17 protein-coding genes are annotated in these 22746 nt (G+C 45.3%); 2 read left to right on the top strand and 15 right to left on the bottom strand.

Going from position 1 to position 22746, the window contains the following annotated elements:
* Window positions 1-175: 175 nt before the first annotated feature.
* The gene (locus tag AB6F11_RS11885; RefSeq protein ID WP_048611564.1) at window positions 176-1501 is read right to left on the bottom strand and encodes a Na+/H+ antiporter family protein; all 1326 of its coding nucleotides are present in this window, start codon (window positions 1499-1501) and stop codon (window positions 176-178) included.
* A gap of 65 nt (window positions 1502-1566) precedes the next feature.
* A complete protein-coding gene (rnt, locus tag AB6F11_RS11880) occupies window positions 1567-2211 on the bottom strand; it encodes a ribonuclease T (protein WP_017061178.1) in 645 nt (214 codons plus the stop codon).
* Between the two features lie 188 nt (window positions 2212-2399).
* Between rnt and motY the strand changes: the two genes are divergently transcribed.
* Window positions 2400-3281 carry a flagellar protein MotY gene (gene motY, locus AB6F11_RS11875; RefSeq protein ID WP_017063457.1) on the top strand — a complete coding sequence of 294 codons (882 nt, stop codon included), beginning with the start codon at window positions 2400-2402 and terminating at the stop codon, window positions 3279-3281.
* 95 nt (window positions 3282-3376) lie between these two features.
* Here motY and AB6F11_RS11870 read toward each other — a convergent pair whose 3' ends face one another.
* Both AB6F11_RS11870 and gloA read right to left on the bottom strand, forming a co-directional pair.
* The gene (locus AB6F11_RS11870; RefSeq protein WP_004734047.1) at window positions 3377-3811 is read right to left on the bottom strand and encodes a DUF2753 domain-containing protein; all 435 of its coding nucleotides are present in this window, start codon (window positions 3809-3811) and stop codon (window positions 3377-3379) included.
* Window positions 3812-4011: 200 nt separating this feature from the next.
* On the bottom strand, window positions 4012-4428 hold the full coding sequence (gene gloA / locus AB6F11_RS11865; protein ID WP_004734046.1) for a lactoylglutathione lyase: 417 nt from the start codon (window positions 4426-4428) through the stop codon (window positions 4012-4014).
* A 766-nt stretch (window positions 4429-5194) separates the two neighbouring features.
* Between gloA and AB6F11_RS11860 the strand changes: the two genes are divergently transcribed.
* Window positions 5195-7948 carry a cation-transporting P-type ATPase gene (locus AB6F11_RS11860; RefSeq protein ID WP_102394341.1) on the top strand — a complete coding sequence of 918 codons (2754 nt, stop codon included), beginning with the start codon at window positions 5195-5197 and terminating at the stop codon, window positions 7946-7948.
* Window positions 7949-8128: 180 nt separating this feature from the next.
* Here AB6F11_RS11860 and nth read toward each other — a convergent pair whose 3' ends face one another.
* The 11 genes from nth to AB6F11_RS11805 form a co-directional block, all read right to left on the bottom strand.
* Window positions 8129-8764 carry an endonuclease III gene (gene nth / locus AB6F11_RS11855; protein WP_017061172.1) on the bottom strand — a complete coding sequence of 212 codons (636 nt, stop codon included), beginning with the start codon at window positions 8762-8764 and terminating at the stop codon, window positions 8129-8131.
* Window positions 8765-8928: 164 nt separating this feature from the next.
* Window positions 8929-9621, bottom strand: a complete 693-nt coding sequence (locus AB6F11_RS11850; RefSeq protein WP_012603531.1) for an electron transport complex subunit E — start codon at window positions 9619-9621, stop codon at window positions 8929-8931.
* The gene (gene rsxG / locus AB6F11_RS11845; RefSeq protein ID WP_102394340.1) at window positions 9621-10250 is read right to left on the bottom strand and encodes an electron transport complex subunit RsxG; all 630 of its coding nucleotides are present in this window, start codon (window positions 10248-10250) and stop codon (window positions 9621-9623) included. The genes AB6F11_RS11850 and rsxG overlap by 1 nt, the downstream gene beginning before the upstream one ends.
* A 13-nt stretch (window positions 10251-10263) precedes the next feature.
* Window positions 10264-11310 (bottom strand): electron transport complex subunit RsxD, encoded by a 1047-nt coding sequence (rsxD, locus tag AB6F11_RS11840; protein WP_102394339.1) that lies wholly within the window; start codon window positions 11308-11310, stop codon window positions 10264-10266.
* Complete coding sequence (rsxC, locus tag AB6F11_RS11835; protein ID WP_102394338.1) at window positions 11310-13883, bottom strand: electron transport complex subunit RsxC; 2574 nt, start codon at window positions 13881-13883, stop codon at window positions 11310-11312. The genes rsxD and rsxC overlap by 1 nt, the downstream gene beginning before the upstream one ends.
* 11 nt (window positions 13884-13894) lie before the next feature.
* Window positions 13895-14488, bottom strand: coding sequence for an electron transport complex subunit RsxB (gene rsxB / locus AB6F11_RS11830; protein WP_102394337.1), 594 nt, complete (start codon window positions 14486-14488; stop codon window positions 13895-13897).
* Between the two features lie 2 nt (window positions 14489-14490).
* Window positions 14491-15069 carry an electron transport complex subunit RsxA gene (rsxA, locus tag AB6F11_RS11825; protein ID WP_004734039.1) on the bottom strand — a complete coding sequence of 193 codons (579 nt, stop codon included), beginning with the start codon at window positions 15067-15069 and terminating at the stop codon, window positions 14491-14493.
* Window positions 15070-15338: 269 nt separating this feature from the next.
* Window positions 15339-16343 carry a substrate-binding domain-containing protein gene (locus AB6F11_RS11820; protein ID WP_102394336.1) on the bottom strand — a complete coding sequence of 335 codons (1005 nt, stop codon included), beginning with the start codon at window positions 16341-16343 and terminating at the stop codon, window positions 15339-15341.
* 299 nt (window positions 16344-16642) lie between these two features.
* Window positions 16643-19744, bottom strand: a complete 3102-nt coding sequence (locus AB6F11_RS11815) for a beta-galactosidase (RefSeq protein ID WP_102394335.1) — start codon at window positions 19742-19744, stop codon at window positions 16643-16645.
* Between the two features lie 121 nt (window positions 19745-19865).
* Window positions 19866-20768 (bottom strand): MalM family protein, encoded by a 903-nt coding sequence (locus AB6F11_RS11810; RefSeq protein ID WP_102394334.1) that lies wholly within the window; start codon window positions 20766-20768, stop codon window positions 19866-19868.
* Window positions 20769-20875: 107 nt separating this feature from the next.
* Window positions 20876-22120 (bottom strand): carbohydrate porin, encoded by a 1245-nt coding sequence (locus tag AB6F11_RS11805; RefSeq protein WP_102321134.1) that lies wholly within the window; start codon window positions 22118-22120, stop codon window positions 20876-20878.
* Window positions 22121-22746 lie beyond the last annotated feature (626 nt).

Raw genomic sequence — 22746 nt, 5'->3', positions numbered from 1 at the left:
CTTGTACGGTGGTGTGAGAGGACGGAGGCCGTGAGGCCTCCTCCTACTCGATTGGTGTCGCTAGTTCAATGAGAGTGAGCGGAAGGAAGAGTAGAATGAATCTCAGAGACAAAAAAGACCGCACGAGGCGGTCTTTATAAAAGTGAGCGTAGGACTGTTTAACTACAGAACCTAATTACAGAACCATGGCTGCAATCCAACCGAATACGATCAGTGGGATGTTGTAGTGCAGGAACGTCGGTACTACGGTTTCCCATACGTGCTCGTGTTGACCATCAGCATTTAGACCAGACGTTGGACCTAATGTTGAGTCAGAAGCCGGAGAGCCCGCATCACCAAGTGCAGCAGCTGTACCTACTAGAGCGATTGTTGCCATTGGCGAGAAGCCAAATGCTGCTGCTAATGGAACGTAGATAGTTGCAAGGATTGGAATCGTAGAGAACGAAGAACCAATGCCCATAGTAACCAATAGACCAACAATTAGCATAAGTAGTGCTGCTAGAGGCTTGTTGTCGCCAATACTTGTTGAAAGTGCTTCAACCAGAGATTCAACGCCACCTGTTTGCTTCATAACTGCCGCGAAACCCGCCGCTGCAATCATGATGAAACCGATCATTGCCATCATGTGAACGCCCTTGGTGAAGACATCTTGTGTCTCTTTCCAAGCAATGACGCCACCGAAGGTAAATACCATGAAACCCGCTAGAGCACCGATGATCATAGAGCCCGTCGACAGTTGAACTGTTAGCGCAGCTACGATACCCGCCGCTGCAACTAAGATGTGCTTCTTGTTGATCTCTTTCACTTCTGTTGAAACAACAGTGTGAGAGGTTTCTTTGTATTGGCGAGGCTTACGGTAAGTAAAGAATACTGCAGTAAGGAGACCGAAGATCATGCCTGCTGCTGGTAACAACATTGCCATAGGTACTTGGCTTGCTACAACGTTTTCAAGACCATTGTCGTGAAGGTTTTTAAGCAGGATGTTGTTTAGGAAGATGCCGCCAAAACCAATTGGTAACACCATGTAAGGCGTAATCAGACCAAAAGTAAGTACACACGCAACTAGACGACGGTCTAGGTTCATTTTTGCGAATACGCCTAGTAGAGGTGGGATTAAGATTGGGATGAAGGCGATATGTACTGGAATCACGTTTTGCGAAGACATGGTCACTAAGATCAACGACGCAAGGATGCCGTATTTAAGACCAGTCGATGCCGCACTGTTCTCTTTGCCGTGAATGCGTTTGATAACACTTTGAGCAAGGAGATCTGTGATACCAGAACGTGAGATAGCAACAGCGAATGTTCCAAGCATAGCGTAGCTAAGTGCAATCGTTGCACCGCCGCCTAATCCACTTTCGAAAGCCGCGACTGCGTCGTTCAAGCTCATACCAGAGGCTACGCCACCGATAATTGCACTGAACGTCAGAGCAACGACTACGTTTACACGCATCAAAGCTAAAACAAGCATGATGCAAACTGAAATTACAACAGGATTCATATTATTCTCGGGATGTTGTGTTTTTTATGAAGGCAATACGAGTGAACGTTTACCGACTCTATTTTTTATTCTTCGTCAACAAGAGGCCAACCACCAAGGGCTTTCCATTTGTTTACAATGCCGCAAAATAACTCTGTGGTTTTTTGCGTATCATACAAAGCAGAGTGTGCTTCTTTGTTGTCAAATTCCATCCCTGCAGTGCGGCAAGCTTTAGCCAAAACGGTTTGACCGTAGGCAAGACCACTAAGAGCTGCAGTGTCAAAAGTAGCAAATGGATGGAAAGGGACGCGTTTAAGCTTACAGCGCTCACTTGCCGCATTAACGAAGTTCAAATCGAATGTAGCGTTGTGAGCAACCATGATTGCGCGACTGCAATCTGAAGCTTTTTGTTCTTTTCTCACTAGCTTGTAGATTTCTTTAAGGGCTTCTTGTTCCGACACAGCACCACGTAATGGGCTAAATGGGTCTTTAATTCCGTTAAAGTCTAATGCTGCCTGCTCTATATTTGCGCCTTCAAAAGGCTCAATGTGAAAATGAAGCGTTGATGCAGGGTGCAGATCTCCGTTCTCATCCATTTTTAATGTAATGGCACAGATTTCTAATAATGCATCGGTTTCAGCGTTAAACCCTGCGGTTTCCACGTCGATGACCACTGGAAAATAGCCGCGAAAGCGTTTTTTTAGGGTCAGAGCTTCGTTTTCTACAGTCATGTTAGCCCAAATAAGTGTGATTAAGGCTGCATTATTGCAGATAATAGCAGTGATAAAAACTAGGGAAGGGCAATAAATCTTAAATTACCTAACCCATTGCGGCTTGATAATTGCATATTTAAACGTGAGAGAAAAATGCGGCAATTGGCTGCATTGTTAAACGAATTGCTTAAGAGATACTCCACTTTATGAAGAAACAACTCATAACAGGTTCAATGCTATTTTCGCTACTTGTGTCGTCATCGGTCATGGCACAAGAAAAGCGTTACGGAGCATCTCCTCAACAGTCGACATGGGAGATGGTAGCCAACACGCCACTTGAATGTCGCTTGGTCCACCCAATTCCAAACTTTGGTGATGCTGAGTTCTCATCTCGCGCGAGTAAAAAAATCATTTTGGACTTTGAGCTTAAAATGCGCCGTCCAATGGGTGCGACGCGCAATGTAAGCTTGATCTCTATGCCGCCACCTTGGCGTCCGGGTGAAAGTGCTGATCGTATGACAACCATTAAGTTCTTCCAGCAATTTGACGGCTATGTCGGCGGTCAAACAGCTTGGGGCATCTTGAGTGAGTTGGAGAAAGGGCGTTATCCGACATTCAGCTACCAAGAGTGGCAGAGCCGAGATCAACGTATCGAAGTGTCGTTGTCGTCGGTGTTGTTCCAAGAAAAATACAATGTGTTCAGTGACTGTGTTGCTAACCTGCTGCCTTACAGCTTTGAAGATATCTCTTTCACTATTTTGCATTACGACCGCAACAGCGACCAGCTGAACAAGTCGTCGCGCAAAAGGCTGAGCCAGATTGCCGATTACGTTCGCTATAACCAAGACATCGACCTTGTGCTGGTGGCAACGTACACCGACTCTGTCGACAGCAAAGGGATTAGCCAAAACCTTTCAGAGCGCAGAGCAGAATCGTTAAGAGAGTACTTCAAATCTCTAGGCCTGCCAGAAGATCGTATCCAAGTGCAAGGCTATGGCAAGCGTCGTCCGATTGCGGACAATAACTCGCCAATTGGTAAAGATAAGAACCGACGTGTTGTGATCTCTTTAGGTCGCACACAGGTTTAAGCTAAACAACAGCTTGTTTTGAAATGACAAAGCCCGTCTTGATGACGGGCTTTTTTATGTTTTAAATTTGGAGTCGTTGTTTTAACGGAACTTGTTTAATTCAAGCGGAAGCGGGCGATCATTTCACAGTTGGTCGCGGTATCGATCTTTTCCACCATAGAGGCAATTTTAGGGTTTGGGTGGCGTTTCATGAAATCGATCAGCGCTTTCTTACAGCAACCAATAGAATCGATAAAGCTTGAACATTGAGTATTAGGGCACTGAGGGATCAGTGTGAGTACCTTTTCAGAAGCCAGTTGAAGATACTTGAGCTCGTATTCAGTGTCGCCAGCCCAACGCCAGAATTGAGCAAGATTGTGGCAAGAAATCACCGAGATCAGTAAGCGTTCATCGGCTTGAATATCGGTGCGTTCTGTAATTTCTTCACTTAAGTTCAAAGCCTGCTGATAATGAAGAATACTTCGTACAGGATCGTCGAGCTGCAATGCAGTATCGGCAAGTAACGTGTGTTTTTCCCATTCGCTAATCATTGTATTACCTCACTAATCAATAGGTGTTTAATTTAAATGATAATCATTATCATGTAAAGTTTCATCAATGAGATTGTTAAGAATAATTGGTAAAGAATATCGATTATGGTGAGAGTGATAAAAAAGAAGCGAGCATAGTGCTCGCTTCGTTTTTCATTTCTTCAGGCGTTCAAACCCAACTTCTCAAAGAGGTTAAGGAATTAACCTTCTAGACCTGCGCTTGCTTGTTTGTTCTGAATCAGCTCAATCATGTAGCCGTCAGGGTCTTTTACGAATGCAATGTGAGTAGAACCGCCTTTTACAGGGCCGGCTTCACGAGTCACGTTACCGCCAGCGGCTTTAATCGCGTCACACGTAGTGTAGATATCATCAACACCGATCGCTACGTGACCGAAAGCTGAGCCTAGGTCGTATTCAGTTGTGCCCCAATTGTAAGTTAACTCAATAACAGCACCTTGAGATTCGTCACCAAAGCCAACAAAAGCCAGTGTGTATTCGTACTCTTTATTTTCGTTCTTACGTAATAGCTGCATGCCCATTACATTGGTGTAGAACTCGATAGACTTGTCTAGATCACCCACGCGTAGCATGGTGTGTAAAATACGACCGTTTGACATGATTTGCTCCTAGCTTGTTATTGGTTGTTTCTTTTATAGCACTATATATGAGCAAGCTCATAAGCAACACCAAAGAGATGATGAGTTTGGTCATATTTTCTTATTCTCATCATCTATCTTACTCTCCCCCTCTGCCTTTTTTCTTATTTGTATTACAAGAAATTAAAGAGCGACGGCCTTATTAATTTGTCAGTCACTAGCGCTTAATTCGCAGTTTTGCATAAATAGTAAGTTTGAGTGTTGGTCTTTTTTGTAATGGCCAAGAATGGCCTTGGTTGTTGAATTGTGACTTATATCTCCATCTTGTTGCTGATTTCCTTTCGTTTTTACAATTGGCATCTAACTTTCCATTTTATCAATTTATGATTACGCCAACATCTCCCTGTTTATAGAAAGGTTATTCCGATGTTTTACTTCGTTATTAAGGAATTTTCGATAAAATACGCCGATAACCAATGGTTTTTACGAAAGTGCAAAGGGTGTCTATTTTTTGTGCTTATCTTTTTTAAACAATAGTTTGGGCTTGTATTGTTTGTTTTATGTTTGATGTTTGATGTGGTTGTGTTTTCAAAGTAGTTGTCAAGTGTGTATCAAGTGTATCTTTTGCGATCTTTGCTAAATAGACAATCCTTACTATATAGTTTTTCAAGCGCACCAAATCGACTAAATATTCACTTTTGATTTGTGCGATTTTTCTATCACATAAGAATAAGTATTATTTTATTACATTTAGCCTCGGCGTGAGGCATTGATGTGGAGTACTCAAATGACGAGTAAATGGTTTACACAACAAAGTTCAGATGTTTTAAACGAACTGAACGCAGATCAAACGACAGGTTTATCAACTTCTGAAGCGGATGCACGCTTAGAGAAGCACGGCACTAACGAACTGACTGCACAAGAGTCAGCTTCTGCGTGGGAACTGTATATTCATCAATATAAAAACCCACTGATTTTTATTCTAGCTGTTGGTGCAATCGTTTCTTGGTCTACTGGCCACGCGATTGATGCTATTGCTATTGCAGTGATTATCCTTATCAATACTGGTATCGCGTTCTGGCAAGAATTTAAAGCTCAGAAAGGGATGGAAGCGCTAAAAGAAATGGCAGCTCCAGAAGCCGAAGTGATGCGCGATGGTAAATGGATCAGTGTTCCAGCTAAAACCCTCGTTCCTGGTGACATCATCAAAATTAATACTGGCGATATTCTGCCTGCTGATGTTCGTATTCTTGAGTCAAACCGTCTGACGGTAGATGAGGCTGCACTGACCGGTGAATCTGAGCCAGTGAATAAGCAGTCTGAACGCCTTGAAGATGAGACCCTTGGTCTTGGCGATCAGAAGAACATGGGCTTCATGACAACAATCGTGACTACAGGTACAGGCCTTGCTGTGGTAACAAGCACAGGTATGCAAACTGAAGTTGGTCACATCGCTGATATGATGAACCAAACGGAAGAGACTAAAACACCAATGCAAGAGCGTATGGACACCATCGCACTCGCATTATTGGTTGTTGCTCTTGTGGTTGTTGCTATTGTTTGTGCTATCGGTGTTTACCACGGTATGCCATGGTTAGAAATCCTAACAACAGGTATCTCTTTATCGGTTGCCGCTATTCCTGAAGGTTTACCAACGGTGGTTACTATCGTATTAACGATGGGCTCGACTAAGATGGTTAAGAATAATGCTTTGGCTAAACAGCTAGCAGCAATCGAAACGCTTGGTTCTACAACCGTTATCTGTTCAGATAAAACCGGTACGCTAACACAAAACCAAATGCAGGTGATGAAAGCGTACGATGTGTCTGGTCGTTACTGGGATGTGTCAGGTAAAGGTTTTGATCCTAAGGGTGAATTCATTACCAAAGGTCACAATGTCGAAGCGACAAACAGCCCTGCTATGATGAAAGGTCTTGTTGTTGCAACGCTTTGTAACGATGCTGAATATGTAAATGCTGATGGTAAATGGACGGTTCGTGGCAACCCGACAGAAGGTGCACTAATTGTTGCAGCTGCAAAAGCAGGTCTTAAACAAGATGAAATGCTATCAACGGGTGGCTACTCAATTGTTAAGAAGTTCCCGTTCGATTCTGGTCGTAAGATGGCTTCTGTTATCGTTCGTGACCCACAAGGTAAGCACTTCCTAGCATTGAAAGGTGCGCCAGATGTTGTTCTTGGTAAATCAACCAGCTTCATGGTTGACGGCGGTTTCGTACCAACGGTTGGCTGTGAAGTTTCAGGCAACTTGGCTCTCGATACCGCACCGTCTCAAGAGCTTCATTTAAACTTTGAAGCGGCAATCCAAACCTTTGGTGGTGATGCTCTGCGTACACTTGCCGTTGGTTTCCGTGAATTAAAAGAAGAAGAGCTTGAGTTAGATTTCCCTGAGCTTGAAAAAGACGTCAGCATCCTGGGTATCTATGGCATCATGGATCCACCACGCCCAGAAGTACGCGATGCAGTAAATAGCTGTTATAGCGCTGGTGTTCGTACGGTAATGATTACCGGTGACCACGCAGTCACGGCAGCAGCGATTGCTCGTGAAATCGGAATCATCCGTAGCGAAGACGATCTAGTGGTAACGGGTGCTGAGCTTGACCAAATGGATGACGAGAAGCTGTTGTCTATCTGTTCTCAGGTTGCAGTATTTGCCCGTGTTACTCCAGAGCACAAGCTGCGTATCGTAAAAGCGCAGCAAGAGAACAATGAAGTTGCCTCTATGACCGGTGACGGCGTGAACGATGCGCCAGCACTGCGTCGTGCAGACATTGGTGTTGCGATGGGTATTACAGGTACGTCTGTTGCGAAAGACTCAGGTGACCTTATCCTGTTGGATGACAACTTCAGTACTATCGTGAAGGCGGTGCGTCAGGGTCGTCAAATTTTCGATAACCTACGTAAGTTTATCCGCCAAGCACTTACAGCGAACGTGGGTGAGGTTTCGGTAATCCTATTTGCATTCCTACTCATGGGACCAGATGTAGTACTTCCGCTAACTCCACTAATGATTTTATGGGTTAACCTCGTTTCTGATGGTCTACCAGCACTCGCACTCGGTGTTGAGCCAGAAGAGAAAGATCTCATGGAGCGTAAGCCAGGCAAACGTGACCAAGGCTTCTTCTCTAATGGTCTAGGCGCTCGTATCCTAACTCGTGGTCTCGCATTAGGTGGTCTAAGCTTTGTGACATTCTCTTACGCACTCGACGGTGGTTACAGTGCTCAATACGCACAAACCGTTGCGTTTTTAACACTGATCTTTGCTCAACTTTGGAGCTTGTTCGATGCACGTACGTTTACAACGATTTATCGTAAGAATCCGTTCACTAACCACTACCTACTTGGTTCGGTGGCAGTATCGGCTATCTTGTCTTTAAGCGTTGTGTACACAAGCTTCGGTCAGTTGGTATTCAGCACAGAAGCGCTAGAGTTTAATCACTTAATATCGTTAATCTTCATTGCAGCAGTACCAACATTTGTTCTATCTGCTATCAAAGAAGTGACTAAAGTGGAGTTTATCTAAGACAGACTTCTTAGCTAAATAATTGAATCCCGCCATAAAAGGCGGGATTTTTTATGCCTGTTGTCTTGGGAGCGCAGAATTAGAAGTGAAAACTTATGTAGAGGCGGATTCTAGAGAGTGGCAATAAAAAAGCAGCGCTTTAAGCGCTGCCGTATTGATTAATCGTTGTGAACGGAAAGACTAATCTTCGCTCTTTTCTTTGAATTCACAGAGGTCTTCAATGATACAGCTGCCACAGCGTGGTTTACGTGCGACACAGGTGTAACGTCCATGAAGAATGAGCCAATGGTGGACATCCAGTTTGAATTCTTTTGGGATAACTTTAAGTAGTTTTGCTTCGACATCGTCGACGGTTTTACCCATCGCTAGCTTAGTGCGGTTTGATACACGATAGATGTGAGTATCAACGGCAATGGTTGGCCAACCGAATGCGGTATTTAACACTACGTTTGCTGTTTTACGACCGACACCTGGAAGGGCTTCTAATGCAGCGCGATCTTCCGGTACTTCACCATTATGTAGGTCAAGCAGCATACGACACGTTTTGATGGTGTTTTCTGCTTTTGAGTTAAATAGGCCGATGGTCTTGATATACTCTTTTAAGCCATCAACACCTAGGTCGAAAATTGCTTGCGGAGTGTTGGCTAAAGGGTACAGCTTATCCGTCGCCTTGTTCACGCTGACATCGGTTGCTTGTGCAGACAATAGAACGGCAATCAGCAGCTCGAATGGGCTGTTCCAGTTAAGCTCAGTCTCTGGCTTTGGATTGTTTTCTCTTAAACGCTCAAGTATTTCTACTCGTTTTACATTGTTCATAGCGACATTACTTTCAAATAGTTAGGGCATGAAGCTTGGATTGCTTCTGCTTTATCATCGGTTACGCGCTCTTATGAGCGTCATTATTATATGTACTGTTTAGATCTGATCTCCCCCGCTGAGTGGTTGAGCTAACTCAGCGAGGTTTAAGCTAATTTAACTTATTAGGCATTGGTAACGCGAGCGCGTTCAATGACTGGTTTTTCTTGTTTTGGTTGTCTAGATTTTGCTTGGTTATCGATGATATTTTTCAAAGCAATTAAGAAACCAACACCAATGAAGGCACCCGGTGGAAGCAGGGCTAACAAGAAGCTGTTATCAAATTGGAATATCTGGATTCGTAACACCGAAGCCCAGTCACCAAGCAGCAGGTCTGCGCCATCAAATAGGGTCCCGTTACCAATAATCTCACGCATCGCACCTAACACGACCAATACTGATGTCATGCCTAGACCCATCCAGAAACCATCTTGAGCCGCTGGTAGCACTTCATTTTTTGAAGCGAAGGCTTCCGCACGACCAATGATGATGCAGTTGGTTACGATCAGCGGGATGAAGATACCCAAAGAGAGGTAAAGCCCATAGGCGTAAGCGTTCATCAGCAATTGAACACAGGTTACTAGCGAGGCAATGATCATTACGAATACTGGGATACGTACTTCTTTTGGCACATGATTACGAACCAAAGAAACAGAAACGTTTGAGCCGACCAGTACAAGCAAGGTAGCAATGCCTAGCCCAAGTGCGTTAGTGACTGTTGACGATACAGCCAGCAGCGGACATAACCCAAGAAGTTGCACTAGGGCAGGGTTATTGGCCCACATGCCATTTTTGATCAATGTTTTATGGTCACTCATTATTCACCACCACAATTTAGAGGTTGAGCAAGCAATGCTTGGTTGTTTTGGTTAACGTACTGGACCGCTTGTTTGACTGACTTCACGACTGCTCTTGGCGTGATAGTAGCGCCAGTAAACTGGTCAAAATCACCACCGTCTTTACGAACCTTCCAACGGTCTAGATTAGAATCCGTCACTTGCTTACCTGCAAACGAAAGAATCCAATCACTCACACGCAGATCAATCTTATCACCCAAGCCCGGAGTCTCTTGGTGAGAAAGCACGCGAGTACCTAAAATAGTACCGTCAGTTTTCATTCCAACAATGACTTTAATCGCGCCATTGTAGCCGTCTGGTGCAATCGCTTCGATCGCAATCGCGCTTGGCTCACCATTAAGCTTAGCAATGTAAGCCGGCATCGCTTGCTCAGTACCAAGCTCTTCTGCTTGAATCAAAGTACAAGACGAAAACAGCTCGTTGTCGTGCTGATCGTGTGGGATCACTTGGTTAAGAACAGACAGTAACTGAGCCTGTTCTTGTTGTTTGATCTGATCTTTGGTCAGGTAGTGAGTTACCGCGACCAAACCCGTCGAAGCACACGCAAAAATCGCGAGTACAAGGCCGTTTTTCTTAATTGCATTTAGCATGGTATCCGCTCCCTTAGTGACCGTATGTGCGAGGTTTGGTGTAGTAGTCAATCAGTGGAACACACATGTTGGCTAACAATACAGCAAACGCCACGCCATCAGGGAAACCACCCCAACTGCGGATGATAAAGACTAAACCGCCGATCAGAGCGCCAAACACTAAGCGACCTTTGACTGTCGTGGATGCTGAAACTGGGTCGGTTGCAATGAAAAATGCGCCTAGCATAGTCGCACCAGACAATAGATGAATGGTCGGTGATGCGGTTTCGCCAGGAGTGAACATCAAGAACACTAAGCTAAATAGGGTCAAGCTGCCCAGAAACGCGATTGGGATATGCCATTGAATCACGCGTTGCTTGATAAGCACCAAGCCACCAATAAGGTAAGCAAGGTTTACCCACTCCCAACCCACGCCAGCTAACCAGCTAAATTGAGGTTGAGACAGAGCTTCAGAAGCGGTGTTGCCTGCCGTTAATGCGGTTTTGAAGGCATCGAGTGGCGTCGCCATTGTGGTGCCATCAATCCCTAAACGAGCTTGTTGTAGAGATAATCCTTCATTATTGAAGCCAGTAAAGATCATCAAGAATGAGTCAATAAAGCTTGTTGCTTCTGCTGTCAGGCTCGCGGGAGCATTCCAACTGGTCATTTGAACTGGGAATGAAATCAGCAAAACAACGTAAGCGACCATCGCAGGGTTAAATGGGTTCTGCCCTAGGCCGCCGTATAAGTGTTTCGCGATAATAATAGCGAAGAACATACCAATGACGAGGATCCACCACGGAGAGTGTGGGGGGATCGCGACACTCAGTAGCCAAGCGGTTACAACAGCACTGTAATCACGCAGTGCCATTACTGGCGGGCGTTTTCTCAATAGCATGACGGCTGCTTCAAAGGTAACAGCAAGTGCAATAGCAAATACTAACTGGATGAGGGTACCCCATCCAAAGAAGTAGGTTTGAGCTAGTAGACCTGGCAATGCACAAATAGCCACCCATTTCATTAGATCTGGGGTGCTTCTACGGCTATGCGCGTGCGGTGAGCTGGCGATAAAGAAGGCCACTACTCTTTCTCCTCATTGTTCTTTTTATCTAGCTCTTGCTGTGCTTTTCTTGCTTTAGCACGAGCAATAGCGGCAGCAACGGCTGCTTTTTTAGGGTCAACAGCTTCAGATTGAGTTTCAGCTGCCACTTCGAGCACTGGCTCTGGCGTTTCTACTGTTTCGTCTTGTTTCGCTTGCTGGGCTTTTTTCGCTTTAGCACGAGCGATAGCTGCAGCAACAGCAGCTTTCTTCGGATCGACCTGTTCAGATTGAGTATCAGTTTCTACTTCAACTACTGGTTCAGATGTTTCTGCTTGCTTAGCTTGCTGTGCTTTTTTTGCTTTAGCACGGGCTATAGCGGCAGCAACGGCGTCTTTCTTAGCATCGCCAGAACTTCCAGCTTCAGTTTCAACTGCAGGTTCAGGAGCTTCGGTTGTTTCTTGTGTCGCTTGCTGTGCTTTCTTAGCCTTAGCGCGAGCGATGGCCGCAGCAACAGCAGCTTTCTTAGGGTCGACTTGCTCCGATTGAGTCTCGGTTTCAACTTCAACCACTGGTTCAGATGTTTCTGCTTGCTTCGCTTGCTGGGCTTTTTTGGCTTTAGCACGAGCGATAGCGGCAGTAACAGCATCTTTCTTGGCATCGCCGGATTTTTCAGCAGGAGCTTCAGCAGCAGATTCAGCTTGTTGAGCTTTCTTGGCTTTAGCACGAGCAATGGCCGCAGCGACAGCATCTTTCTTAGCATCGCCAGAGCTTTCAACAGGAGCATCCGAAGCAGATTCCGCTTGCTGTGCTTTCTTCGCTTTAGCGCGAGCAATCGCAGCAGCAACGGCGTCTTTCTTCGTATCGCCTGAGCTTTCTGCAGGAGTATCGGCTGCTGCTTGTTGTGCCTTGCGCTCTCTCGCTTGACGCTTGCGCTCTTCACGCAGTTTAGACATTTCAGAGTTGTCTGGTTCAGCGCCTTCCGCTTTTTGAGCTGCAGCTTGTTTCGCTTTTGCCTTCGCAATAGCGGCAGCAACCGCAGGTTTCACTGCTGGTTCTTCATTCGGAGCCTGATCCGCAGCGGCTTTTTGTGCTTTAACACGAGCAATCGCAGCAGCAATAGCATCATCACCGCCGGATGTTTTCATATCTTTACGGCGGTTATCTGCGGCTTTTTTAAAGCGGTTTTCACGTTCGGCTTTATCACGCTCCATACGAGCGTTCTTCTCTTCAAAACGAATCTTGGCGCGTTCTGCAGCAGCGGCTTCATCTTTTCGAGTTTTGATTTCAGCTTTTGCTTGGCGATAGTACTGAACAAGAGGGATTTCGCTTGGGCAGACAAATGCACATGCACCACATTCAATACAGTCTTTAATATTTAGCTCTTCACACTTATCCAACTCGTTGGCTTTGGCGTGCCATTGCAGTTGTTGAGGAAGTAGAGACGCAGGGCAAGCTTCAGCACATGCGCTGCAACGGATACATTCCATCTCGTAAGTGCTTGGTGAGATCTCACGACGCGTTGGCGCCAAAATACAGTTCGACGTTTTGGTGATTGGCACATTGGCATGGGGCAAGGTAAAGCCCATCATCGGGCCGCCCAAAATTAAACGCGGCAGTTTTTTATCTGCTTTGTAGCCAAACTCTTCAAGTAACTCATGTACTGGTGTGCCTAATAGCGCCCAAACGTTACGAGGTTGCTTAAAGGTTTTACCGGTTAATGTCACAACGCGGTTAACCACAGGTTCGCCGTCAATTACCGCTCGCTTAATCGAGTAAAGAGAGCCGACGTTCTGAACCAAAACACCAATGTCTGCAGGAATGCCGCCAGCTGGAACCTCTTTGTTGGTGAGGATCTTGATAAGTTGCTTCTCACCACCAGAAGGGTATTTGGTTGGGATAACGCGAATGACGATATCTTTGTCTTTCGCTGCAATCTCAAGTGCTTTTATCGCATCTGGTTTGTTGTCTTCAATGCCGATAACCGTCAGCTTTGGTTGAAGAATGTGTTCAACCACTTCGATGCCTTTTAATACTTCGTCGGCATGTTCTTGAAGCAACTTGTCATCAGAGGTGATGTAAGGTTCACATTCCGCAGCGTTGACGATCAAAATGTCGGTACGACCTAAGCCTGATTGAAGCTTCTTAGCCGTAGGGAAACCTGCGCCGCCCATGCCTGAAATACCAGCTTGGCGAATCACATCAAGCAGTTCGTCAGAAGTCTTTGTCGAAAAATCTTCAACTGGATTTTTTTCAATCCAAGTGTCTAGGCCATCAGGTTTAATAACCACGCATATTTCGCTCAAGCCTGAAGGGTGAGCGGTAGTTCGCGGTTCGATAGCGGTAATCACACCCGATGTTGGTGCGTGTACTGGCAAAGTAAAACCTGTGTCTAAGGCCGTAAGTTGCTGACCTTTTAACACAGTGTCACCAACAGCAACCAATAGGTTACCGGGCTTACCGATGTGCTGTTTCACTGGAAGAACGATTTCTTCAGGAAGCCTTGCATGGGTGATATCGGTAGTATTTGACTGTTTTTTGTTTTCAGCAGGATGCACGCCGCCCGGGAAATCCCAAATAGAGCCCGTGCGAATTTGTTCAATTAAAGAGATCATACCAACTAACCCTATGCTTTTGGCTCTGATGCAGTCGCATCAGTCGCTTGGTTAGTGATATCAGTAATAGGAATGATGTTCATCTGCCATTTCCAATTTTCAGTCGTTGTTGCCACTGGAATCATTTCGATACAGTCAGTAGGGCACGGTGCGACACATAGATCACAACCTGTACATTCATCTTTAATTACTGTGTGCAGTGCCTTGGTGCCACCAACAATGGCGTCAACAGGGCAGGCTTGAATACACTTGGTACAGCCGATACACATATCTTCGTGAATGAAGGCAACGGTTTTTACTTTGTTATCTAAGTCATGAGCGGAGTCTTCAACTTCTACGCCCATTAAATCTGCTAGCTTCTCAATGGTTGCCTGGCCGCCCGGAGGACATTTGTTGATCTTGTCTCCGTTAGCGATCGCCTCTGCGTATGGGCGACAGCCAGGGTAGCCACACTGGCCACATTGAGTTTGCGGTAAAATGGTGTCGATTTGATCGACGATAGGATCAGCTTCAACTTTAAAACGGATAGAAGCAAAGCCCAAAATAGCGCCAAAAACAGCGGCTAAAACGGCTAGCGCAATGATCGCAATTAAAATGGTACTCATGTTTATTTCACCAACCCAGTAAAGCCCATGAATGCCAGAGACATTAGGCCTGCTGTGATCATCGCAATCGATGCGCCTTTGAATGGCATTGGAACATCAGCAACCGCAATACGTTCACGCATTGCAGCAAATAAGATCAATACAAGAGAGAAACCCACCGCTGCGCCGAAACCATAGATGATCGACTGAATGAAGTTGTGGTTTTCATTGATGTTCAGAAGTGCCACACCTAATACCGCACAGTTGGTGGTGATAAGAGGCAGAAAGATACCCAGCAGGCGATAAAGAGTCGGGCTGGTTTTGTGAACGACCATTTCCGTAAATTGAACAACCACCGCGATAACCAAGATGAAACTCATGGTACGCAGGTATTCAATACCCAGAGGGGTAAGGATGTAGGTTTCTACTAGGTATGCAGAGACCGACGCTAACGTTAGAACGAAAGTCGTCGCGAGGCCCATGCCAATCGCAGTCTCCAGTTTCTTGGAGACTCCCATAAATGGACATAGTCCTAAAAACTTCACTAGCACAAAGTTATTGACCAGCACTGTGCCAACCAACAACAAAAGGTATTCGGTCATAATGGATTAATTCTTGAGATTCCGATCCCGATATTATCCTGCTTTGCTCACCTAATAACAACCAAGGATCACTAGGGATTTAGATGCTTGGTGAAAAAATCAACGGGTAACCGTTTGATTAAGATGGATCAGGTTAAGTATAGGTGGGTATTTGCGGGGAATGAAAAATAAGATTAACTCAATGATAACTCATCGAATCAATCCTATTTTCTTTGTTGTAAAAAGTGTCGAGGAACGAAATGACTTAGTCTTTATGAACCTGAGCTTTCTCAATTAATGTTTCGAACAGAGGCTCTGCGCACCAAAATTGGCATAAATAGCTTATGTTCCGTGTGTTCTTTTGGCTCGTCACTTGCGAGTTGCAGAGAGAGCTTAACCGCTTGATTAGCCATGACTTGAATTGGGTAACGAATGGTGGTCAATCGAGGGTAGATGAAGCGAGCAATGTGGCCGTCATCAAACCCAATAACTGATATATCTTCTGGAATACGAACGCCATTTTCTTGTAATAACGCCAAACAGCCTGCTGCCATGTAGTCGTTATACGTTGCAATGGCTGTGATATCTGTGTTTTTTGCCATTAAGTTAACCATGGCTTGCTCACCGCCTAGCTCGTCAGGTTCACCATATTCGATGTACTCATCGTTCGATTCAATACCGTGATCTTTCAATGCATCCAAATAGCCACCTAAGCGGTCGTGAGCATCTTCAATATCGTGACTCGAGCAGATGTAGCCAATGTGCTTGTGGCCGTTTTTAATCAAATACTCAGTCGCGATGTAAGAGCCGCGGCGGTTGTCGAGAGCAATACAGCGGTGTCCGATATCGGGAACAATTCGGTTGATGAGAACTAAGCCGGGCACTTCATTGGCTAGCTTAACCAATTCTTCGTCGCTAATGCCTTTGCTATGAACCACGAGTGATTCGCAGCGGCTGTTGATCAGCAAGTTAATCGCATTACGCTCTTTGGTCGCGTCATGGTAGCCGCTGCCAATCAGTAGCTGCTTTTCTTGCTCACTTGCCACGGTATCAATGGCTTTGATCATCGAGCCGAAGAACGGGGCAGAAACATCATTAACCAGTACACCAATCGCGTTTGAAGATTTGCTGACCAATGCACGGGCGTTGGCATTTGGGCGATAGCCGAGTTTTTCCATAGCGGCTTTTACCGCCGCAATTGCGGTTTCACTGGTGTGAGGTGCATTGTTGATTACTCGAGAGGTGGTCGCGATTGATACGCCTGCTTCCTTCGCAACATCTTTAATGGTAGCCATTCCGCTCTCTTATTCTGAATATAATGCTGTGTGCTGGTGGTTGGACATTTAACAACGGATAGTTAGGCAATTCAAATATTAAACATCAAATATGACGAGGTTTGATGGTTTATTTTTGATTGGCTGACTAGTTTGAAAATAATAAGCCAAGCTCTAGATTTGAGCTTGGCTTTTGAGTCACATTGGCGTGTGGACTGCTGTCGTGTGAGCTGTTGTCGCGTGAAGTAAGGTAATCACAGGTAACCCAAAGTAATAGGGGAACCAAGTGGCTTAGAGCAAGCCGCTTGGTCCGAATCTACTTACGATGCGCTTGTTAGCGTAACCTGATAACGATATTGATTGTCGGTGAGTTGAAACTCTTGGTGAACACTTGGACTCCAAGAATCATCACCACCAACACCCATATGTTGGTGATCTACGCGTACATAGATTTTCTCTTCACGAGTCAGGTCATTGGTATGCTTAGCATCCGTTAATTGTTGCTGGCTGTACTGACTCACACTGAATGAAAAATCGCCTTCGATCCCGATATTTCCTACATTCAAGTTTTTGGTTCCGCAACGTAACCCGCTATCGGTTGGGAATATATACGGCGTATGCATCTGATCCAGTGTCTGTTTGTGTAAACCGAATCGAGCAGCAGCCAAACGGTCTGGATAGTTTTCAAAAGGACCTAATCCCAGCCACGATACTGGAGTTTCATTGGCAGTTTCGAGTGGTAAAGGTAGCTCCATCTCAAGACCAATGCGTGGCATCGGTGGTAAGTGATCGGCTAAGTTGACATCAACCGCGATATTCATTTCGCCTAGGTTATTTAAGGTGTATTGCCATTTGGTAATCGCTTGGATTTGGCCATTAAATTGGTAGGCGAATACTGACGCCACTTGTACTGAGTCTGCGAGCGCTTGCACGACACAACTTGTACACTGACGCTCCCATTGACCAATGCCTGCAAGTTCCCAGCGACAAGCCCATGCATTTGGGTCGATGTTGTCTATCTCACTGATACCAATGTCGTTATCAAGTGGCGCGCGATAGAAGTTATCGACAGGTGCCTTGATAACTTGCGGTTGCCCATCAACGATCCAGTGGGTCAACAATCCACTCTCTGTATCCCATTGCCATTGATGTGTTTCATCTAGGCTAGACACGACCACTTTATTGTCTTGCTGATGTAACTGGGGAGCCAAAGCATTTGCCGTGATCGGGAGTTGCAAGCCAGCATGGTTACGTAAAGCAAATTGCTCCGTCGCACAAACATGGCCTTCTTCTGCCCACTTGGTTGAATGAGTCAGAGTAATATCGGTGTTGAGATGATATTCGGCTTGTGCTTTTGGTTTGAAAGCGAGGTCAATTACCAGCTCTTGTTTACTATCTTCAGCAACGGATAAGACTTGTTGCCCTGATTGAATCACGATGCCATTTTCGAGCAATTGCCAGCGTAAGATTTCATTGTCAGTCGCTCGGAACAGGTTTTCATTGGTTACCGTTAGGCGGCATTGATCTTCAGTTTGCTCTGCTAACGTCACATTGATCATTCTCTGGCAGTATTTCGCCTCTTCCAAGGTCGGGTGTACGCTGCGATCTGGGAAGATCAAACCGTTGATGCAGAACTGACGGTCGTTGATGACATCGCCAAAGTCTCCACCGTAGGCCCAGAAGTGTTCACCGTTTTCATCCCATTGGCTTAGTCCTTGGTCAACCCAATCCCAGATGAAACCGCCTTGTAGGCGAGGATATTCTCGGAATGCATCCCAGTAATCATTAAAGCTACCCAAACTGTTACCCATTGCGTGTGCGTATTCACAAAGAATAAGCGGGCGTTGCTCGTTAGGCAGAGAAACCCATTTCTTGATAGACCATTTTGGAACGGCATCGTCTTCGATAGTGCTGTTAACGCGTGCGTACATTGGCGCAATGATATCGGTCGCTGTGGTATTTGAACCACCGCCTTCATACTGTACCGGGCGAGAAGGATCGTACTGTTTCGACCAAGCATACATCGCATTGTGGCTGCTGCCGTGCCCTGACTCGTTGCCCAAAGACCAGATGATGATAGAAGGGTGGTTCTTATCACGCATGACCATTTGCGTATAGCGACTCATATAAGCGTGTGCCCATTGCGGATCCGCAGACAAGCGATTCATAGGCTGCATGCCATGGGTCTCGATGTTCGCTTCATCACACACATATAAACCGTATTCGTCACACAGCTCGTACCATCGTGGGTGGTTAGGGTAGTGAGCGGTGCGCACAGCATTGAAGTTGTACTGCTTCATTAGACAGATATCGCGGATCATGTCTTCTTCTGTCATCACATGCCCCAACTCTGGGTGATGCTCATGACGGTTGACGCCGCGAATCAATAGCGGTTTGCCGTTTAGCTTTAGCTGACCGTCTGTCATTTCGACTTTACGGAATCCAACTTGATAAGCTTCACTTTCTATGTGGTTACCTTGCCTATCAAGCAATGACACGACAATTCGGTAAAGGTTAGGAACTTCTGCGCTCCATTTCTTCGGATCTCGAACATGAAGAGTTTGGAATACCACATCATCGTAGGTGCCACGCTCGTCAATTCGTCGATTATGAGGGCGATCGATAAGCGGTTCAGTCACCGCGTTTTCACCGTCAAACAGTTGAACCTGAACTTGGTAAGTGTCTGGTGCCGTAATTTTGGTGACAATAGACAGTGAACCATCGCGATAGCATGCGTCTAAGTCCGGCGTAACGAACACATCTTCAATGCACTGCTTTGGTTTAGCTAGTAAGGTCACATCACGGAAAATACCGCTTAGCCACCACATATCTTGGTCTTCTAAATAGCTACCATCACACCAACGTATGACCATGACAGAAAGCGTATTGTCGCCAACAGTTAGATACTGAGTTAAGTCGAACTCGGCAGGTAAGCGGCTATCTTGGCTGTAACCAACCCAATTGCCATTACACCAAAGATGAAAAGCGGAATTGACGCCATCAAAGATAATACGTTGGGTGTTCTTTAGGTCATTTTTAGTCAACGTAATTTGAGTGCGGTAACAACCGGTTGGGTTTTCTGCCGGTACAAACGGTGGGTTCACTTCAAATGGGTATTTTACGTTGGCGTAGATAGGTTTATCGTAGCCTTGCATTTGCCAGTTCGATGGTACGGTAATCTCGTCCCATTGTGAGTCATTGAAACTTGTTTCGATAAATTCACCGTCAACTTGTTCAGGTGCATCAAAGTATTTGAACTTCCATTGTCCATTAAGAGATTTACGTTGTGACTCAATGCCGTCTCGAGCGTGCTTAAGGTTGCGGTAGCTTGATAATGGGCTGTGCGCATTAAGGCAGTGGATATTCACAGACTGTGGGTTTTCCCAATCGCGTCTTTGGATGATGTTTGAAAATGCCTTCATGGTATTCCTACTCTTAAAGTGTTCAATATTGGTAATAATTCTATTAAGTCATCGGTCTTTTAAGCCGTGATGACCGTTATCAAATCGTTGGTTATGCGTATTGTTCTGTTGGCTTATTCAGCTATTCAGCGAGCTGTTTTAATAAATAATCTTTTGCTTCGGGTATGCCCTGTTCGGCCGCTTGATTAGCAATAAATGCAGCTTGTTTGATGTCATTGTTGTTTAGGGCTTGGTCAATGTCTTTTTGGATATTCAGCCATTGCGCCTTTTGATTGGTTTCAATTGTCTGATTTGATGGTTGAGAAACTTGCTTTGAACCTAAGGTTTCGGGTTCATTGTCGGATGAAACACCAAGCTCAGCCAATAGAGTCAAAACCGCACTGTTTGTTGATTTGCTCGCCGTAACATCAATGACACCTACGTTGCTCAACGTCGCAGTCAACGGCAGTTGCTTATTGCCAATAATCTGCTGAGATTCTGAATACAGATCTTCAGGATGAATTCGATTGATGGCGCTATCTAACTTAGTGCTATCGGCGCTGACCACAATAAATTGCGCGTTGTCTCGTTGAGGTTCGAGTGCAATTGATGCTTCAATTCTTTCTAACCCTTGCATCGCTGTCGGGTAGTAAGTGAAGTCGTTAGTACTGTATTGACCAAGCAGTCGCCATTGTTTGTCAAAGACATAAATAGACGGTGCGAATAGCGCATCATTTTTAATGTATGAACGAATGAGTAAGGACAGCGATTCTGTCGTGTCACTGATTTGGTACGCGATGGTCGGAAAGCGTTGGCTATCCGCTTGTGTATTGTCATTTAACAATGAAGAGGAAAGGGTCGGTAAATGACCGTCCATAATCACTTGTTGGTGGAATGGAACAGACAAGTGCGTCATTGGCAGCGCACTTAGCTGAGAGCAGCATGCACTCTCATTGAAATCAGTATTAAGTTCCTTTTCAGGTATTCCGCTGCATGCGCTAACTGTGAGTGCCGCGACAATGATCACCAATGATTTTAATTTCATCTGATTGCTACCTTAGTAAAGGGGAAAACATCGGCTTTCCCCGTTAAATTGCTATTCCAGTGTTGAGCGTCAATTCGTTGATTGAACAGACGCTCGGGTGTGGTGGTTTACCACCAAGTCTCTACGTTGAAACCAAAGGTAATCTCGTCAACAGTCTCGGCATTGATGCTTGTTGCCGTTCCATAAGTCTCGTTACCACGGTCCCATTCGTTGTTGGATTCAGAGTACGTCGCAAAAATACGAATAGATGGACGAGCCCATACCCCTTTTCCAGCTTGGAACATTTGAGCCACGGTCACTTTATACATATCGTTGGTGCCCGAGCCGTTTTGAGCTTCTACCGTTTCGTAACCCACCTCTAATGCTGTCGACATGTAATCTGTCCAAGCATATTGAGGACGAGCTCCGACACTGAACCACTTCTCACCATCGTTGTTATCTAGGTTTTTGTCTTGATAAGCGATGGAGTACATCACTTGAACATCTTCACTGATATTCAAGTCACCGTGGTTAAATAGGCGCCAGCTAGAACCATCGTGTTCCACACCCGTGCTGTATTTTCTGTTTGATCCACCTTCAGCACTCATTAATCCACCTGCCAACGCATCGGTACCATATTGGAAGGCCAAGGTGTTTGAACCGTAGTTCCAAGCTTGACGGTAAAGAGCAGAGAGCATTGCGCCAGAAGTAGTAATGTCTTTATCGTCGTAGCTTGAGTTCTGCGTGGTTACGTAGTTTAGGCCGAGTGTTAGGTCTGCTGTTTCACTTAGCTCAATGCCACTTAAGCGGGCATCGATGTTATGAAGGCTGCGTCCATCGTCACTTGAAGAGTTTGGTGCCATCCAAGCTAAGTGAGCATCAGCAAAGCCGAGATCCCAATCTTCAATACCAAGACCGGTGCTGGATGTATCCCAGTACTTCACATCTATCATGTGGACTTCGTGGCGACGGTAAAAACGTTCACCTGCCCAAATTTTTGCGTTGGGTTGGCCGTCGATAAGCCCATGGCCTGCTGACCAAAGCTGAATCGTACTCACGTCTCCCCAGCTATCTCCACTGCCTAGATAAATCGTGGTGTCAAAATAGGCGTCATTGTCACGCCATACATCGGCTTTCACTCCCGCTTCCCACCAATTTAGTTCATTACCTAAACGGTAGTTACCGTAACCTTGGCCCGCTCGAATAACGTCGTTGCGTTCTCCTTTGCCGTCGTTATGTTGGTCATTATCGGTGTAGATGTTGCCCCATTTTGCATAACCAAAATACGTTACGTTCTCCACTGCAGCGAAGCTGACTAATGGGGCGAGGGACAGAGTGAATCCTAATGCTTTGACTAGCATTTTTTGTTTCATGAAGTGTCTCCATTATTTTTTATTTATGGATATTTTTATGTTTGAGTCCTAACTCGAGCGAGAGTGTAAATAAACTCTGGAAACGTTTTCATGATGAAGTTGGCATTTTTATGCTATTGATGGGTTTGTGATTATTTTGTGTGATTTTGATCTGATTATTGGGCTTGTATAGGTGTTTTTACGCTAGGTTTTGTGATTTTAAAGTGGAATCGTTTTCTTTACTCAGTGCTATGTGGTGGTTTAGAGGGAGTGATTATGCTGTTGGTTGTCTTGGAATTTGAGGTGAAGCGGGTTTGAGGTACTTTGAGTGTCGGGTTGTTCGAGGGCTTTGAGGAAAAGCAGCCCAGTTAATGATAACTGGGCTCGTGAGACAAGGAAGTAAGTATCAAAGCAAATGCAGCAGCAAGGCTACAAGCATCGTGTTCTGTACCGTCAAGCTGGAATGTAAAAGTTAGGACCCAGAGAGACACTTCATAGATGTACTCGAAGATCTAAGAATACGAGTGTGATGTGATCAGTTCAAGAGGAAATGTATTTTAGCCTATGTGTTAATGGGAACTTTGATTTAATGTACTGAATTTAAAAGATTAAATTGCCATTAATTATCGTTTTATATTGCTTTATTT

The organism is Vibrio sp. 10N.247.311.14 (assembly GCF_041467715.1).
GTDB lineage: Bacteria > Pseudomonadota > Gammaproteobacteria > Enterobacterales > Vibrionaceae > Vibrio > Vibrio crassostreae_C.
The sequence above is the reverse complement of the archived record's forward strand: the minus strand, read 5'-3'. Positions and strand labels throughout refer to the sequence as shown.

Bases quoted from the DNA above. Each gene is read 5' to 3' on its own strand.
- AB6F11_RS11815 (WP_102394335.1), bottom strand. From the start codon at position 19,744: ATGAAGGCATTTTCAAACATCATCCAAAGACGCGATTGGGAAAACCCA.
- AB6F11_RS11850 (WP_012603531.1), bottom strand. From the start codon at position 9,621: ATGAGTGACCATAAAACATTGATCAAAAATGGCATGTGGGCCAATAAC.
- gloA (WP_004734046.1), bottom strand. From the start codon at position 4,428: ATGTCAAACGGTCGTATTTTACACACCATGCTACGCGTGGGTGATCTA.
- rnt (WP_017061178.1), bottom strand. From the start codon at position 2,211: ATGACTGTAGAAAACGAAGCTCTGACCCTAAAAAAACGCTTTCGCGGC.
- rsxB (WP_102394337.1), bottom strand. From the start codon at position 14,488: ATGAGTACCATTTTAATTGCGATCATTGCGCTAGCCGTTTTAGCCGCT.
- AB6F11_RS11820 (WP_102394336.1), bottom strand. From the start codon at position 16,343: ATGGCTACCATTAAAGATGTTGCGAAGGAAGCAGGCGTATCAATCGCG.
- nth (WP_017061172.1), bottom strand. From the start codon at position 8,764: ATGAACAATGTAAAACGAGTAGAAATACTTGAGCGTTTAAGAGAAAAC.
- motY (WP_017063457.1), top strand. From the start codon at position 2,400: ATGAAGAAACAACTCATAACAGGTTCAATGCTATTTTCGCTACTTGTG.
- AB6F11_RS11810 (WP_102394334.1), bottom strand. From the start codon at position 20,768: ATGAAATTAAAATCATTGGTGATCATTGTCGCGGCACTCACAGTTAGC.
- AB6F11_RS11885 (WP_048611564.1), bottom strand. From the start codon at position 1,501: ATGAATCCTGTTGTAATTTCAGTTTGCATCATGCTTGTTTTAGCTTTG.
- AB6F11_RS11870 (WP_004734047.1), bottom strand. From the start codon at position 3,811: ATGATTAGCGAATGGGAAAAACACACGTTACTTGCCGATACTGCATTG.
- rsxG (WP_102394340.1), bottom strand. From the start codon at position 10,250: ATGCTAAATGCAATTAAGAAAAACGGCCTTGTACTCGCGATTTTTGCG.
- rsxC (WP_102394338.1), bottom strand. From the start codon at position 13,883: ATGATCTCTTTAATTGAACAAATTCGCACGGGCTCTATTTGGGATTTC.
- AB6F11_RS11860 (WP_102394341.1), top strand. From the start codon at position 5,195: ATGACGAGTAAATGGTTTACACAACAAAGTTCAGATGTTTTAAACGAA.
- AB6F11_RS11805 (WP_102321134.1), bottom strand. From the start codon at position 22,120: ATGAAACAAAAAATGCTAGTCAAAGCATTAGGATTCACTCTGTCCCTC.
- rsxA (WP_004734039.1), bottom strand. From the start codon at position 15,069: ATGACCGAATACCTTTTGTTGTTGGTTGGCACAGTGCTGGTCAATAAC.